Genomic DNA, 14,087 nt, shown 5'->3' on the forward strand with positions numbered 1-14,087 from the left:
TATGCCCGCCATAGAACAACCAACAAGATCGTGGTTCGATGTTAGACGCCGCTGGTTTATAGTGGGGATCATCTTTCTTACGATCGTCTTTAATTATGTTGACCGGCAAATGGTGTCGATCCTGAAACCATTGCTGAAAAAAGAGTTTGCCCTGGACGATAGCGGCTATGCTGTTATTGTAAACCTCTTCACCATTTGTTATGCCATCATGTACCCGGTATCGGGCTGGCTGGTTGATAAATTTGGCGCTGGTAAGATCATGTTGTACAGCATTGTACTGTGGTCAATAGCTTGTGTAGGTGGTGGTCTTAGCAGAACGGTTGCCCAGTTTGGTTTTTTCAGGGGCATGCTGGGATTGGCCGAGCCGGCCAATTTCCCCGCCCAGTTAAAAACAGTGACCGTTTGGTTTTCGGGTAAGGTGCGTGCTACTGCCAACAGCTTGTGCGTAGCAGGTAGTTCTATTGGCGCCATTATAGCACCGCCATTGATTGCCTGGTTAACCCTGTCTTTTAGCTGGAAAACTGCTTTTGTTGTTTGTGGCGGCATGGGTTTGCTGATCGCTTTGTTATGGAAAATGATCTATCGCAAACCGCCGGTGGAAGTAACCAAAGAGGTGATGCAGTCGGAAAACCGGGACGCCACCGGGCGGTTCAGCTGGAAACAACTGTGGTCTACAAAAAGCCTGTGGGGTATTCTGATGATCCGGTTTATCAGCGACCCTGTATGGTATTTTTGTTTGTTCTGGCTGCCGGGTTATTTGCAGGAAGGGTCAGGGCTTACATTGCCACAAATAGGTTTGTTTGGCTGGATTCCTTTTTTGATTGCTGATGCAGGTAGTATAGGAACAAGCGCCTGGAGCGATAAACTGGTGCGCAGGGGCATACAGCCATTACGGGCAAGAAAGATCATGCTTACTGCAACAGTGATACTGGCGCCCTTGTGTGCGTTGATCAATTATTTGCCAGGTGCGGTAAGTACATTGGTCGTGTTCAGCCTGATAGCCGTAATGGCCCTGAGCTGGCTGGTATCGCTCAGTGTAGTAGTAGCGGAATCGTTCCCTATGCACAACGTGGCCAGTGTGCTGGGTATAGCCGGCGGTTTTGGCGCATTGGGTGCGGTACTGTTCAATTATTATGTAGGCCAGGTAATAGGCAGGCTGGGTGCGGGCAACATCTTTATGCTGATGGCGATACTACATCCGTTATCAGCTTTAATACTATGGACTATGGTTCGTAAAGAAAAAGCCCCTTTTTCAGCAACTGCCCAATCAACTAATTAAAAAAATTAAACATCATATGAAGAACAATCTGGGTACCATTCAAGAGCCCGCGAAATCAATTCCTATCAGAACCGAGGTAGATGTGTTGGTGGTAGGTGGCGGCCCCTCCGGAATAACAGCTGCGATGGCCGCCGCAGAAGACGGATTGCGGGTAATGCTGGTAGAGAGCCGCAGCTTTGTGGGCGGCAATATGACCATTGGCTTACCTATTCTTGGTTTTTTGGGACAGAAAGGCAACCAGATCATAAAGGGACTGCCGCAAAAACTCATCGATCGCCTTGCTGCCCGGCAGGCTGCCAGTGAACACCGGCCCTGTCCACTGCATATGAGTCTTACCCTGGTGGAACCGGAAAGTGTAAAAACAGTGGCACTGGAAATGTTAACAGAAAGCGGTGTGGAAGTGCTGTTCTATACTTTTTGCGCTGGTGTGGTAATGAACGGAGATGCATTGAATGGCATTATTGTAGAAAGCAAAGCCGGCCGGGAAGCCATCATGGCAAAAGTAATTATCGACTGCAGCGGCGATGCAGATGTGGCTTATCGCAGTGGCGTGCCCTGTGAATATGGCAACGAACAGGGCGGCGTGCAACCTCCTACGCTTATGTTTTGCCTGGGTGGCGTAGATACCGAGCAGTTACGCCTGAGCGTTGCAAAGGAACCAAGGACCTATCTGACAGATTTCATTCCGGCAGAATATTTTGGCCAAAACAACCAGTTTGTACTGGTAGGTATGCGCAACCTGGTACAAAAGGCCCAGGCCGATGGATTGACCCTAACCACAGAACGCACCATCCTGATCACTGGTTTACGTAAAGGTGAAGTATGGGTGAACATGACCCGCGTAAATGGTGTAAACGGAACCGATCCGGAAAGCCTTACCCATGGTGAAATCGAAGGCCGTAAACAGATTTACGATATCCAGCGCTACCTCATTGGATATGTGCCTGGTTTTGAAAATGCTTATTTTCTAAAAACAGCGCCCTTCCTTGGTATCAGGGAAACACGTCGCATCAACGGACTGTATACCATGACGAGGGAAGACATCATGGGCTGCCGTCATTTTGATGATGCCATTGCAGTGGCCAGTTATCCGCTCGATATCCATCACCCGCAAGGCGGTGGTTGCACCCTGGAATGGTGTGGTGATTGTTATGATATCCCATACCGGTCCCTGGTTCCGCAAAAAATAAAAAATCTGCTTGTAGCCGGACGTTGTATCTCAACCACGCATGAAGCCATGTCGGCCATTAGAGTAATGGCACCTTGCATGGCAATGGGCGAAGCGGCAGGCCGGGCCGCCAAACAGGCGGTAAGGAAAAATATTCAACCCGCAGATGTAGATGTGCAGGAATTGCAACAGGAGTTGTTAAGGAAAGGCGCTTACCTGCGTATAAACAGGGAAGCGACTGTTTAAAAATATTATTCTTCATGAAAAACACGAGTCAGTTTGCAATGGCTTCCCGCAGGCGGATGATAAAGAGGCTGGGCGCTGTTGCTTTAGCCCCTTTCCTCCCAGCGATGGGCATGGCCGCCGTAACAGCAGTTACTAAAAAAGACAGCGCCATTCACAAAGTGCTTACCTGCAATATACGCGTAGCCCTACCCGAAGATGATGCCATCGGCCTCGGTTGGAATGCACGAAAGGAAGTTTGCGTACAGGTGATCAAAAAACAGCAGCCGGATCTTATCGGTTTTCAGGAAGTGTTAAAAGAGCAGGCCGCATATATACAACAGCACATGCCCCAATACGCACTCTTCGGCTTCGATGGGCCTGAGATGGATGCTAACCCAACAGGCTATCATGGTATAGCCAAAAATCCCATCATGTATTTAAAAAGCCGGTACGAATTACTGACGGCCGGTACCTACTGGTTATCAGAAACACCACTGGTAGCAGGAAGTATGTCGTGGAATACGGCCCGCGCCCGACACGTGAACTGGGTGCGGTTAAAGGAAATAAAAACCGGTAACGAATTCAGGGTGGTAAACCTGCATCTGGATCATAAATCACCCGAAGCCAAAGTGCAGCAGGCGAAATTGATGGCAATGGAAAGCAGCCAGTACTTGCCCACCTTTCCGCAAATACTTACAGGCGATTTTAATTCAACCATAGCAAGCAATGTGTTTGAACCGGTAAAAGCTGCCGGTTTTGCCGATAGTTATGCAGCTATACATGGCGATGCAGAACCCGGTGTTACGGCGCATGGGTTTGAACCGGAGGAAAGTCCCAGGTTGAGTGGAAAAGGAAAGATTGATTTTATTTTTTGCAAGGGGAATTGCAAACCTTTGGCCGCGGGTATTATAAAAGACAAACCCAACGGCATTTTCCCCAGCGATCATTTTTTTGTGCAGGCAGAAATATCACTATTGTAAAAGGTGCTACTACAATACCTACTGGCAAAGAATGTGTTGCAGGAAGTAGAGATCGGTGTAATGCCCGTGGCACAATTTTATCTTAAAAGTAGGTATGCGCTGCTACGTCAGATCATATATATGGTTGGGACTTTTATGCATATCCCTTAATACAACAGCCCAAACACCTGTAGCAGATACGGCTGCTTCCAAATATATGGCTGCCGGATCAGCTTATAGCAGGCCATCTTTTTACCGTTGGTTATGGGGCAGCAACCATCGTACTGAATGGGCAACTCCCATTCGTGTTCCAGTTTTGTATTTAGATACTGCCTTTGGCGGTTTAATACCTTATAAGAATGGTGGTGGCAATGAATCGAAATCATTGCGGCTGCAAACAAAAGAGGGAAAGGAATACACTTTGCGTTCCATCAACAAGTCAAGAAAAGATGTAATACCACCCCAGGTAAGAGGAACGTTCGTGGAAGATATTGTGAATGATGGCATTTCTATGTCGCACCCGTATGGTGCATTTGCCGTGAGCAATATGATGCAGCACGCCGGTATTTATCACGCCCTGCCAACATTAGTATACCTCCCTCAACAAAAAGCGCTGGATTCCTTTAATTTCAGATATGGCAATGACCTGTATTTGCTGGAGGAGAAGCCGGAAGGTGATTGGCACGAAGCCGATAACCTGGGCAATTTTAAATCTTTTATCAGCACTGATGAATTACTTACACTATCAGAACATGATAATAGCTACATAATAGATCAGCACGCGTTTGCGCGCGCCAGGTTATTTGATATGCTAATAGGCGACTGGCTCCGCCACGAAGGTAACTGGAGCTGGGGAGAAACACCTACGCCCAATGGTATTCTGTTGAAACCGGTGCCACGCGACCGCGATCAGGCTTTTTTTTATCACGATGGCGTGCTCATTAACCTGGTGATAAAAGGCGGTGGTCTTAGCTTTATGCAGCATTTTGGTTACAAGGAAAAAGATGTTGCAATACTGAATACTTCGGCAAGGCATATGGACCGGTATTTCACCAATGCCCTTACGCTTACCGATTGGTTGTATGAGGCAGATGCATTGCAAAAGGCATTGACCAATTCCGTGATCGAACAATCGGTGGCGCAATTACCGCCTGAAATATTTGCCACAAAAGGACAGGAGCTGATCGATAAATTAAAGTCCCGGCGTGATCAGATACCCGGGTTTGCCAAACAGTATTACCTGTTTATTGCCAAAGAAGTAGAAATAACCGGCAGTAGCCAGCGGGAATATTTTGAAGTGTCGGGTGCCGGTAACAATGAAACATCGGTAACGGTATATCGAATTGATGAAGACGGTCAAAAAGCAACAACTCCTTTTTATAACAGGATCTTTAAACCAGCAGAGACAAAAGAGATCCGGTTGTTTGGCATAAAAGGCGAAGACGTGTATGAGGTAAAAAATGACCGGAACAACATCACCATACGCATTATCGGTGGCGATAACAAGGATTCTATTGTTCAATCAGCCCATAAAGTGCAGGTATACGATGATGCCAATAATACTTTTCAAACCAGTAATGCCCGTAGGCATTTATCATCCGATTCAACCATTCATAAATGGAGTTACCGGTGGAACAGGTATGATGAATCGGGTTTCACGCCGGAGGCGTTCTATAATAATGCCGACAGGATCTTTGTAGGCGTACGGTACACCTACAGAAAGTATAAATGGCGCAAGGATCCATTTGCCTGGGAGCATTCAGCTGGTATCCGGTATTCACTATCTCAAAATGCGCTCAGTTTTTATTGGTCCGCTGTATACCCGCATGTATTGGGTAAATGGAACCTGCTTATGCGGGCCGATTATGATGTGATTCGCTGGACAAATTTTTATGGTACTGGTAATGAGACTAAATCAATTACCAATGACATCAATTATTACCGGTTGCGAAGCGAAGAATGGTATGCGGCTGCCGGGTTAAACCGCAATTTTGGTAGAAGCACAGTAGCGATAACCGGTTATTATTTGCTGACAACAGGTAAAAACGACCCCGATCGGTATCCCTCCAAAGTATTTACCACCAATGGGGAGGTGTTTAAGGCCAATCCGTATGCAGGCCTGCAGTTGACGTATTCATATGTGCGTGTGCGGGATTCGGTAGTGCCAGAAAGTGGGTATACTTTTTTAGCCAATGCCACCTATGCAAAGAATTTCCTGCAAAATGAGTTCTATCAGCAATATAATATGCATGGCCAGTTGTATGTTCCAATTTTCACTCATGTGTCACTGGCAATAAGAGCAGGTGCCGAAACCATTGTGAACAATGATGTGCTGCATTCGGGCCAGGCGTATGAACATGCCATTATTGGCGGCCCCCGCACGTTACGGGGGTTCCGGCGGGAACGGTTCTGGGGGAAAACTGCATTTTATAATAGCAATGAACTACGGTACATTACCAATTTTAGAACCTATTTTCTGAGGGGTAAAATCGGGGTCTTTGCCTTTTTTGACCAGGGACGGGTATGGGTGCCTGGTGAGCGATCGAATAAAATGCACATCTCCTATGGACCCGGTATTATGGTGGCGCCTTTCTACAAGTGCAATATCTCCGCTACGTATGGTATTACCGAAGAGATCAGACTGATTCAGTTACGGTTGAACCGGGTGCTCTAATTATCCTTTGCGATAAAATCAATGATTTCTTACAATTCTCCGCTATCAGTGGTTAGTAGTTTTGTGCGAAACAAATACCAATGAGATCATTACCCAAAGTATACCTGTTAAGCCTGTTGATGGCTCCCGGTATCCTCCATGCACAGTCAACCACTAATAGTAATAAAAAGGAGATAGTTATGAACACCACACAACAAAACAAAGAAGTAGTACGGCAGTTATTTGAGCAGGGCTTAAATAAACGCAACCTTGACCTGGCAAAAGAATTGGTATCTGATGAATTTACGGGGGTGCAAGGTAAAAAGGGAGGTGCCGCTTTTGTAGAACCGGTACTTCCCCTGATAAAGGCGTTCCCCGATATTCAGTGGAATGTAGTTGACCTGATTGGCGAAGGTGATAAAGTAGTGTTTCACTGGAAATGGCAGGGAACACAAAGTGATACCTGGATAACACTGCCGGCCTCTGGCAAAACGATCACCAATGAAGGTATGGGAATTATGACGGTGAAAGAAGGCAAAGTGATAAGCGCCCAGGTACTAACAGACCGCCTGGGCTTTTTACAGGCAATGGAAGTATTGCCTGCTGATGTAAATGTACTGTACAACAGAAAAGCACAAATGCAGCATTAATTAAAGAATGAAATAGAAAAGCTGTTCGCTGGCAGGGGAACAGCTTTTTTTTTAATGAGGTTCATGCAGCAAGGGGCAGGTGGTAATTCCTCCCTATAACGGAATATTTCCATGCTTCTTTTTAGGCAGGGTAGCTACCTTGTTCTCCAGCATGGCAAAAGCCTTTATCAATTTGGAGCGGGTGTATTGGGGTTCTATCACTTCATCGATAAAACCTCTCTCGGCTGCCAGATAAGGGGTAGCAAATTTTTCCGCATACTCCGCTTCCTTCTCGGCCAGTTTTTGGGCAGGGTCGGCAGCTTCGGAAATTTCTTTTTTAAAGATGATCTCGCTGGCACCCTTGGCGCCCATTACAGCAATTTCAGCGGTAGGCCAGGCATAGTTGATGTCGGCGCCAATATGTTTTGAATTCATTACATCATAAGCGCCGCCGTATGCCTTACGCGTGATCACGGTAACACGTGGAACTGTTGCCTCGCTGAAAGCAAACAACAGTTTGGCGCCATTGGTAATAATGCCATGCCATTCCTGATCGGTACCTGGTAAAAAGCCCGGTACATCAACCAGCACCAGTAAGGGAATATTAAAACAATCGCAGAAGCGGGTAAACCGCGCTGCTTTTTTTGAACTGTCAATATCCAGTACGCCGGCTAAACTCATAGGCTGATTAGCTACTATGCCAATGCTTCTGCCGGCTAACCGGGCAAAGCCAATAACGATGTTGCCTGCATAATCGGGGTGGATCTCAAAAAAGGAAGCCTCATCAACGACACCTGCTATCACCGCCCGCATATCGTAAGGCTGGTTATTGCTTTCGGGAATGATGGTCTCCAGGGCAGGCCGCGTTTCCTCACCCAATGTATAAGGAAGCCTGGGCGTGGTATCTTCACAGTTTTGAGGAATATAGCTCAACAGTTTTTTTACCTCGGCAATACATTCCACATCGTTGGCAGCCGTAAGGTGCGTAACACCCGATTTGGTGGAATGGGCTGAGGCGCCGCCTAATTCTTCCGGGCTCACTTCTTCATTAGTAACTGTTTTTACCACGTTGGGGCCTGTAACAAACATATAACTGGTGTTTTCGACCATCAGGGTAAAATCAGTCATGGCGGGTGAATACACCGCACCACCGGCACAGGGCCCCATAATGGCAGAGATCTGTGGTATTACGCCCGATGCCTGTACATTGCGGTAAAAGATATCTGCATATCCACCTAATGACCTTACGCCCTCCTGTATGCGGGCGCCGCCGGAATCATTCAGCCCGATCATGGGGGCGCCGGTTTTCATGGCCAGGTCCATCACCTTGCATATTTTCTCCGCCTGCGTTTCTGATAACGCACCTCCAAATACGGTAAAGTCCTGCGCAAATACATAGGCCAGCCGGCCATTGATAGTACCATAGCCCGTGATCACGCCATCGCCATAATATTGTTGGTTATCCATCCCAATATCATTGGCGCGGTTCAATACGAGGGCGCCAATTTCTTCAAACGAACCGGGGTCCATTAACAGGGTGATGCGTTCGCGGGCAGTGAGTTTCCCTTTTTTATGCTGTACTTCATTTCTATGCTTACCGCCTCCCAGTTTGCCTTCCTCTATCTTTTGTTTTAATATGTCCGATTTCGTTTTTTTCATCAGGAGCTTTTTACAGGTTATATCCGTTTTGTCCAGTTAGTAGGAGTTGATTCAACCGCTTTTACTTCTTTTTGTTTTTGAAGCCAGTAATGCAGGGCTATGAGGGCTGCCAGCTCAGCTTTGGTTTTTTGTAGGGCCAACAGCTTTTCGGGGGTATAATATTTTTGAACGAATTGGGTGTCGAACCGGCCACTTAGGAATGCTTCGTGGTCAAATACAAAATTGCCAAAGGGTAAAGTCGTTTCAACCCCTTCGATGGTATAGTTGACAATAGCCGCCTTCATTTTTTGAATGGCTTCCGTTCGGTTACGCCCATGAGTGATCAGTTTGGCGATCATGGGGTCGTAATAAACCGGGATGGCCATTCCTTCCCTATATCCGTCATCAACCCGAATACCTTCGCCTTGCGGTGGCCGGTATTTGGTTAGCGTACCGGTTGATGGTAAAAATTCATGTAAAGGATCTTCTGCATACACCCGCAACTCCAGTGCATGGCCATTGATGGTAAGCTCATTTTGCTGGAACCGGAGTTTATCTCCCCGCGCAATTTTTATTTGCTCTTCAACAAGATCGATACCGGTGATCATTTCCGTAACCGGGTGTTCCACCTGCAGCCGGGTGTTCATTTCAAGAAAATAAAAATTGAGTTGTTCATCCAGCAAAAACTCAACGGTGCCGGTACTGCGATAGTTGCACGATTTAGCCACCATCACTGCAGCCTCCCCCATCTTTTGCCGGATCTCGGGAGTTAAAACAGAAGAAGGTGATTCCTCCACCACTTTCTGGTGCCGTCGTTGTATGCTGCATTCGCGTTCAAACAAATGAACGGTATTGCCATAGTTATCGGCCAGCACCTGTATTTCAATATGCCGGGGGGAGTTCACGTACTTTTCAATAAATACCGACCCGTCCCCAAAAGACGACAGCGCTTCACTGGTAGCCCTTTCCATTTGTTCTTCCAGCTCGCTTTCCCTGGCGGCTATGCGCATTCCCTTTCCGCCCCCACCGGCCGAGGCTTTAATAAGAACGGGGTAACCGATCTCCGCCGCTATCTTTTTGGCAACGGCAATGTTGTCGATGGCTTTGTCGATGCCAGGCACCATGGGAATATTATATTGCTTCACACATTCTTTGGCTGCCAGCTTGGAGCCCATGATGCGCATGGCTTCATAACCGGGTCCGATAAAGGTAATGCCGGCTTCCTCTACCTGTTGGGCAAAGCCTGCATTTTCACTCAGGAAGCCATAGCCTGGATGAATGCCATCTACTCCCAATTGTTTGGCAAAAGCAATAATGGCATTGCCATTCAGGTATGACTGGCTCGAAGGGGCGGGCCCCAGGCAGACGGCTTCATCCGCAAACAATACATGCGGGGCATGCCTGTCGGCTTCTGAATATACCGCTACCGATTTTATGCCCATACTGTGAATAGTGCGCATGATCCGCAACGCTATTTCGCCACGATTGGCCACTAATATTTTTTGCATTGTTCCCTATTCTGTTGATAAATGTTATTCCAGTTCTATGAGTACCTGGTTTTTTTCAACGGCCTGTCCGGCGGTTACCAGTACCTTTTTAATAGTAGCATCAGCATGAATCAGAATGCTGTTCTCCATTTTCATGGCTTCCAGGATCAACAACCGGTCACCTTCTTTTACCGGCTGTCCATCGGTTACATCGATGTTCAGCACCAGTCCGGGCATAGGCGCCTTGATCTGTTTTATTTGTTTACTGGCCGATGCGCTAAAACCCATCTGTTCCAGTTTTTGATCGAGTTCATTCTTGATCACCACCTCAAAGGTTTCTCCCCCGGTTTCAATAGTAAAAGTTTTATTGAGCAGATCGACTTCCAATAACCGGGCATTTACCGATTGATGGTTGCTGATGCCGTTGAATTCGATAGGTGAAATGGCAACCAGGTCAAAGTTTTCCAGATTGGCAGGGGTAAAAAGGAAGGTAAACCCATTGACCAATATTTTATATGAATCGTTAGGTGGCATTGGCAGGATTTTATTGTAATTTAAGTAATTGAGTAATGCTATAAAAACAAAAGGCGCAATGTGTTAGATGATCAATAACGGCAGATTGCGTATTTTTAACAGGTGAATATACACGTATCGATAGCGCTGGCAACATCAGATGATGCTGCGGCCATTGCCAATGTGATCAGCGAGGCTGCTTACGACCTCACGGCCAAACATGGCCATGGGCATTGGAGTGCAATCGCCAGTGCAAAGGGCGTATTGAACGGCATGAGTAAGGCGAAGGTGCTGGTGGCCAAAAATGGTAAAGAAGTAATTGGTACGCTTCGGTTAACATCGTCGCGGCCATGGGTTATTGATCCTGCTTATTTTACTCCCGTACATCGTCCTGTTTACCTGGTTGATATGGCGGTACGCCCCGGTTATCAGCGGATTGGTGTAGGCCGCGCCTTGATAGAGGAAGCAAAAAAAATGGCCACTGCGCTGGCCGGTGATTCTTTACGGCTCGACGCCTATGAAGGCGTGGCCGGTGCGGGTGGGTTTTATATAAAATGCGGCTTTACTGAAATGGGTCATATCCTGTATAAAACGGTGCCTCATATTTACTTCGAGTGGCTGATCATAAGGTAATTACACTGCTAACGCTGGTGCCAGACAAGTGTACAATACCCTCACGAATTCTTCTGAAGAAGCATCCTTACAAAGATATCCATCAGCCCCAATTTCCCTGGCCTTGATCTTAAAACTATTCCCATCATTCATGGAAAAGAAAACGATCTTTATGCCAGGCCATTTTTTCTTTAACCGGGCGGCTGTTTCAAAGCCATTCATAACGGGCATATTGATATCGAGTAAACAAAGATCAGGAAAAGGAGATCCCTCTTCTTCCAGTTTGTCGAGGAATTGTTGACCGTTTTCAGCCTCCATTACCACATTATAGCCCATGCCGGTTAACCGGTAATTAACAGCTTTGCGTAATAAGGCATGGTCGTCTACCAGGGCTATTGTTGATTGATGATTTTCCATAGTATAATAAATGAAAGTTACATGGGTTAGAATTGACGTACGATAAGTTATGAAAATCTTGGGCCAGCTGATAATGCGCTGATTTTGTGGAAAATGGGGTAGAATGTGGGGAATTTAATAAGAACTACTTATTGCCCGATAAAGGGTATCTGCGAATCTCAGCAAGTAATTTTTTAACATTCATCCTAATGAGAATAAGTTCATTACGCGGAGCGTTCTCTTTTAATGCCTTTAAAAATTTGCCTACCTCAATCATATATTGCTTGTGCAGATTCATAAGGTAGTCTGACGTGGTGATTTCTTTCATACACACAAAATTCATAGATACACAATAGGTTTTGGTTATAGTACAAACGTTATACCTGCTAACTTTTTTGGAATTAGCCCGGACATCCACGTTACTAACTGTAGAAGGGCGTTTGAATTGTAGAGCTGTCTCCACAATGAAATTAACCGGATCGTAACAGACCTTTAACTGCCGGGATCTGCATTTCAATGCATTATTCAGACATTTCGATCAGCAGCGCAAATATCAACGGGCGGTTTGTTGTAGCATTGGTGGTTAAATCCAATCACATGAGTTCACTGCTAACAAAAACTACCTGGTTACCCCTATTGATCGGCTGCTGCCTGCAGGCGAGCGCACAGGATGAAATAACCATTGCCGAACAGGCTTTTGCTCAAATGGCTAAAGACAGCGGCACCCAAAAAGCCTTCCTGCATTTTTTAGACAGCAATAGCATTGTCTTTCATAAAGGGCAAAGTCAGGCCGCGCTGCCCTTTTGGAAAAGCCTTTCCCACGATCGGGAGCTACTGTTTTGGAAACCGGTGTATACGGGTATGGCCGCCTCCGGTGAAATGGGTTTCTCCACTGGTCCATTTGAACAGCGGGATGCACCCGCAAGCCCCGTGAACGCAAGTGGCAGCTACAGCAGCGTTTGGGTAAAAAACAAACAGGGTGTGTGGAAGGTGTTCATTGACCTGGGCATGCCCTATAAACCTTCGTTATTTCAAAAAGACTGGGAACGAACCGTGCCTGGCAGTTTATCACCTGCCACCGCCGGGGCAAACTGGCAACAGGTTGAACAGGACTTGATAACCCAATACCGGCAAAAAGGCAATAAAGCCTTGCTGCCCTATCTTACCAACAGGTCGTGGTTTAACATACAGGATCAGCCGCCCTTACATACAATAAACGACATAACAACCGGTTTGAAACAAATACCTGCCGATCTGCAATTTGAATATCTGGGGGGCGCCATCTCCGCTGGAAGGGATCTGTTTTACGCCTATGGCGTCGTAAACCGGAATGGCAAAAAAGAAAACTACCTACGGGTTTGGGGGCATGAGAATGACGGCTGGAAATTGCTGTTACAGGTGTTGCGATGGGTACGTTAAATTTGTAAATCAATATGGGAAACAGTATGAATGAAAAAAAGATAAGGCTGTATACGCCCATTGTTATTTATGTGTTTGTGCTGATATTCTTTATGGGCATGTACATGCGCGATATGCGTACTGCCCTGCTGGTGCTGCTGGTAAGCGCTTTCTATTCTTTAATAACCTGTGAAAGCGCGCGGCTTGTTTTTGTATGGAGCCGAAAAAAATATGCGGGCCTGACCAATACCAAACGACGCCTGTTGTATGCGTTGAAACCAGGCATCCCCTTTTTAATTCTGGTACCCGCGCTGCAGGAGGCGTTTACCTTTGCAGTTGGCTATTTCCCCGTGAATAAAATAAATTGGAAACTACTTTTCTGGGACTATGTTTTTATGGTGGGGTTGAACGTGTGGGGCACCCTGATTGTGGTAGGTTTGTACGAAGGACTTTATTACATTCACAACTGGAAGATCCTGTATGCGGAGTCGGAACGGCTGAAACGGATCAATCTTAACAGCCAGTACCAGTTTTTGAAAGACCAGGTAAAACCGCATTTTCTTTTCAATAGCCTGAACACCCTGGCCTCGCTGATAGGGACAGATGCTGACCGGGCTGAAAAGTTTGTAATGGAAATGTCGGCTGTATATCGGTACCTGCTCAGTAAAAAAGAAACCGAACTGGCCACCTTGCGCGATGAACTCCGTTTTCTGAACTCCTACGTGTTGATGTTAAAGACCCGCTTTTCCGATTCTTTACAAATGACAATCGACATCGATGAGAAGGAATACGATTTTCTGTTACCGCCTTTTGTATTGCAATTGTTGGTAGAGAATGCCGTAAAACACAATGTGGTATCGCGCGAGAAACCACTGTATGTTACTATTGGCAGCGATGCCAGTCACAACCTGATCATCAGCAATAATATTCAACGCAAGCGTACTCCCGAACCATCGGAAAGAACGGGGTTGACCAACCTGATTACGCGGTATCAATTGCTGAAGAAGGAAGAGCAGCTTTGCATTACCGATGATGGTGAAGTGTTCAAAATAGTATTGCCATTGATTGAAACAAGTGTATACGAAGGAGTGGCTTTAGCCGATTAACATGCTTATCTTTGGTTATTAAGT

At 46.4% G+C, this 14,087-nt stretch carries 12 protein-coding genes; 8 read left to right on the top strand and 4 right to left on the bottom strand.

The window, feature by feature from the left end; translation table 11 throughout:
• The first annotated feature begins 1 nt into the window (after position 1).
• The 5 genes from BMX95_RS04930 to BMX95_RS04950 all read left to right on the top strand — a co-directional run bounded on the left by BMX95_RS04930 (position 2) and on the right by BMX95_RS04950 (position 6,934).
• Positions 2-1,279, top strand: a complete 1,278-nt coding sequence (locus BMX95_RS04930; protein ID WP_081200876.1) for an MFS transporter — start codon at positions 2-4, stop codon at positions 1,277-1,279.
• Between the two features lie 16 nt (positions 1,280-1,295).
• The gene (locus tag BMX95_RS04935) at positions 1,296-2,693 is read left to right on the top strand and encodes an FAD-dependent oxidoreductase (RefSeq protein ID WP_081200877.1); all 1,398 of its coding nucleotides are present in this window, start codon (positions 1,296-1,298) and stop codon (positions 2,691-2,693) included.
• A 14-nt stretch (positions 2,694-2,707) separates the two neighbouring features.
• Positions 2,708-3,652, top strand: a complete 945-nt coding sequence (locus BMX95_RS04940) for an endonuclease/exonuclease/phosphatase family protein (RefSeq protein ID WP_242673139.1) — start codon at positions 2,708-2,710, stop codon at positions 3,650-3,652.
• Between the two features lie 196 nt (positions 3,653-3,848).
• The gene (locus BMX95_RS04945; protein WP_081200878.1) at positions 3,849-6,305 is read left to right on the top strand and encodes a ShlB/FhaC/HecB family hemolysin secretion/activation protein; all 2,457 of its coding nucleotides are present in this window, start codon (positions 3,849-3,851) and stop codon (positions 6,303-6,305) included.
• Positions 6,306-6,385: 80 nt separating this feature from the next.
• The gene (locus BMX95_RS04950) at positions 6,386-6,934 is read left to right on the top strand and encodes an ester cyclase (RefSeq protein ID WP_081200879.1); all 549 of its coding nucleotides are present in this window, start codon (positions 6,386-6,388) and stop codon (positions 6,932-6,934) included.
• A 93-nt stretch (positions 6,935-7,027) separates the two neighbouring features.
• Here BMX95_RS04950 and BMX95_RS04955 read toward each other — a convergent pair whose 3' ends face one another.
• Genes BMX95_RS04955 through BMX95_RS04965 form a run of 3 tightly spaced genes read right to left on the bottom strand, consistent with a single transcriptional unit; the run spans position 7,028 to position 10,572 of the window.
• Positions 7,028-8,572 (bottom strand): acyl-CoA carboxylase subunit beta, encoded by a 1,545-nt coding sequence (locus tag BMX95_RS04955; protein ID WP_081200880.1) that lies wholly within the window; start codon positions 8,570-8,572, stop codon positions 7,028-7,030.
• 17 nt (positions 8,573-8,589) lie between these two features.
• Positions 8,590-10,059 (bottom strand): acetyl-CoA carboxylase biotin carboxylase subunit, encoded by a 1,470-nt coding sequence (gene accC, locus BMX95_RS04960; protein WP_081200881.1) that lies wholly within the window; start codon positions 10,057-10,059, stop codon positions 8,590-8,592.
• Positions 10,060-10,083: 24 nt separating this feature from the next.
• Positions 10,084-10,572: an acyl-CoA carboxylase biotin carboxyl carrier protein subunit gene (locus BMX95_RS04965; protein ID WP_081200882.1), complete on the bottom strand. Its 489-nt coding sequence runs from the start codon at positions 10,570-10,572 to the stop codon at positions 10,084-10,086.
• A 102-nt stretch (positions 10,573-10,674) separates the two neighbouring features.
• Between BMX95_RS04965 and BMX95_RS04970 the strand changes: the two genes are divergently transcribed.
• Positions 10,675-11,184, top strand: a complete 510-nt coding sequence (locus tag BMX95_RS04970) for a GNAT family N-acetyltransferase (protein WP_081200883.1) — start codon at positions 10,675-10,677, stop codon at positions 11,182-11,184.
• Here the strand turns inward: BMX95_RS04970 and BMX95_RS04975 are convergent, their stop codons facing one another.
• Positions 11,185-11,580 (bottom strand): response regulator, encoded by a 396-nt coding sequence (locus tag BMX95_RS04975; protein WP_081200884.1) that lies wholly within the window; start codon positions 11,578-11,580, stop codon positions 11,185-11,187.
• A 576-nt stretch (positions 11,581-12,156) separates the two neighbouring features.
• Here BMX95_RS04975 and BMX95_RS04985 point away from each other — a divergent pair.
• Together BMX95_RS04985 and BMX95_RS04990 are read left to right on the top strand one after the other, a co-directional pair.
• Positions 12,157-12,978, top strand: coding sequence for a hypothetical protein (locus BMX95_RS04985; protein WP_133053939.1), 822 nt, complete (start codon positions 12,157-12,159; stop codon positions 12,976-12,978).
• 14 nt (positions 12,979-12,992) lie between these two features.
• On the top strand, positions 12,993-14,063 hold the full coding sequence (locus BMX95_RS04990; RefSeq protein ID WP_081200887.1) for a sensor histidine kinase: 1,071 nt from the start codon (positions 12,993-12,995) through the stop codon (positions 14,061-14,063).
• The last annotated feature ends 24 nt before the right edge of the window (positions 14,064-14,087 follow it).

The sequence above is a fragment of the Niastella yeongjuensis genome (assembly GCF_900110245.1).
Classification (GTDB): Bacteria; Bacteroidota; Bacteroidia; order Chitinophagales; family Chitinophagaceae; genus Niastella; species Niastella yeongjuensis.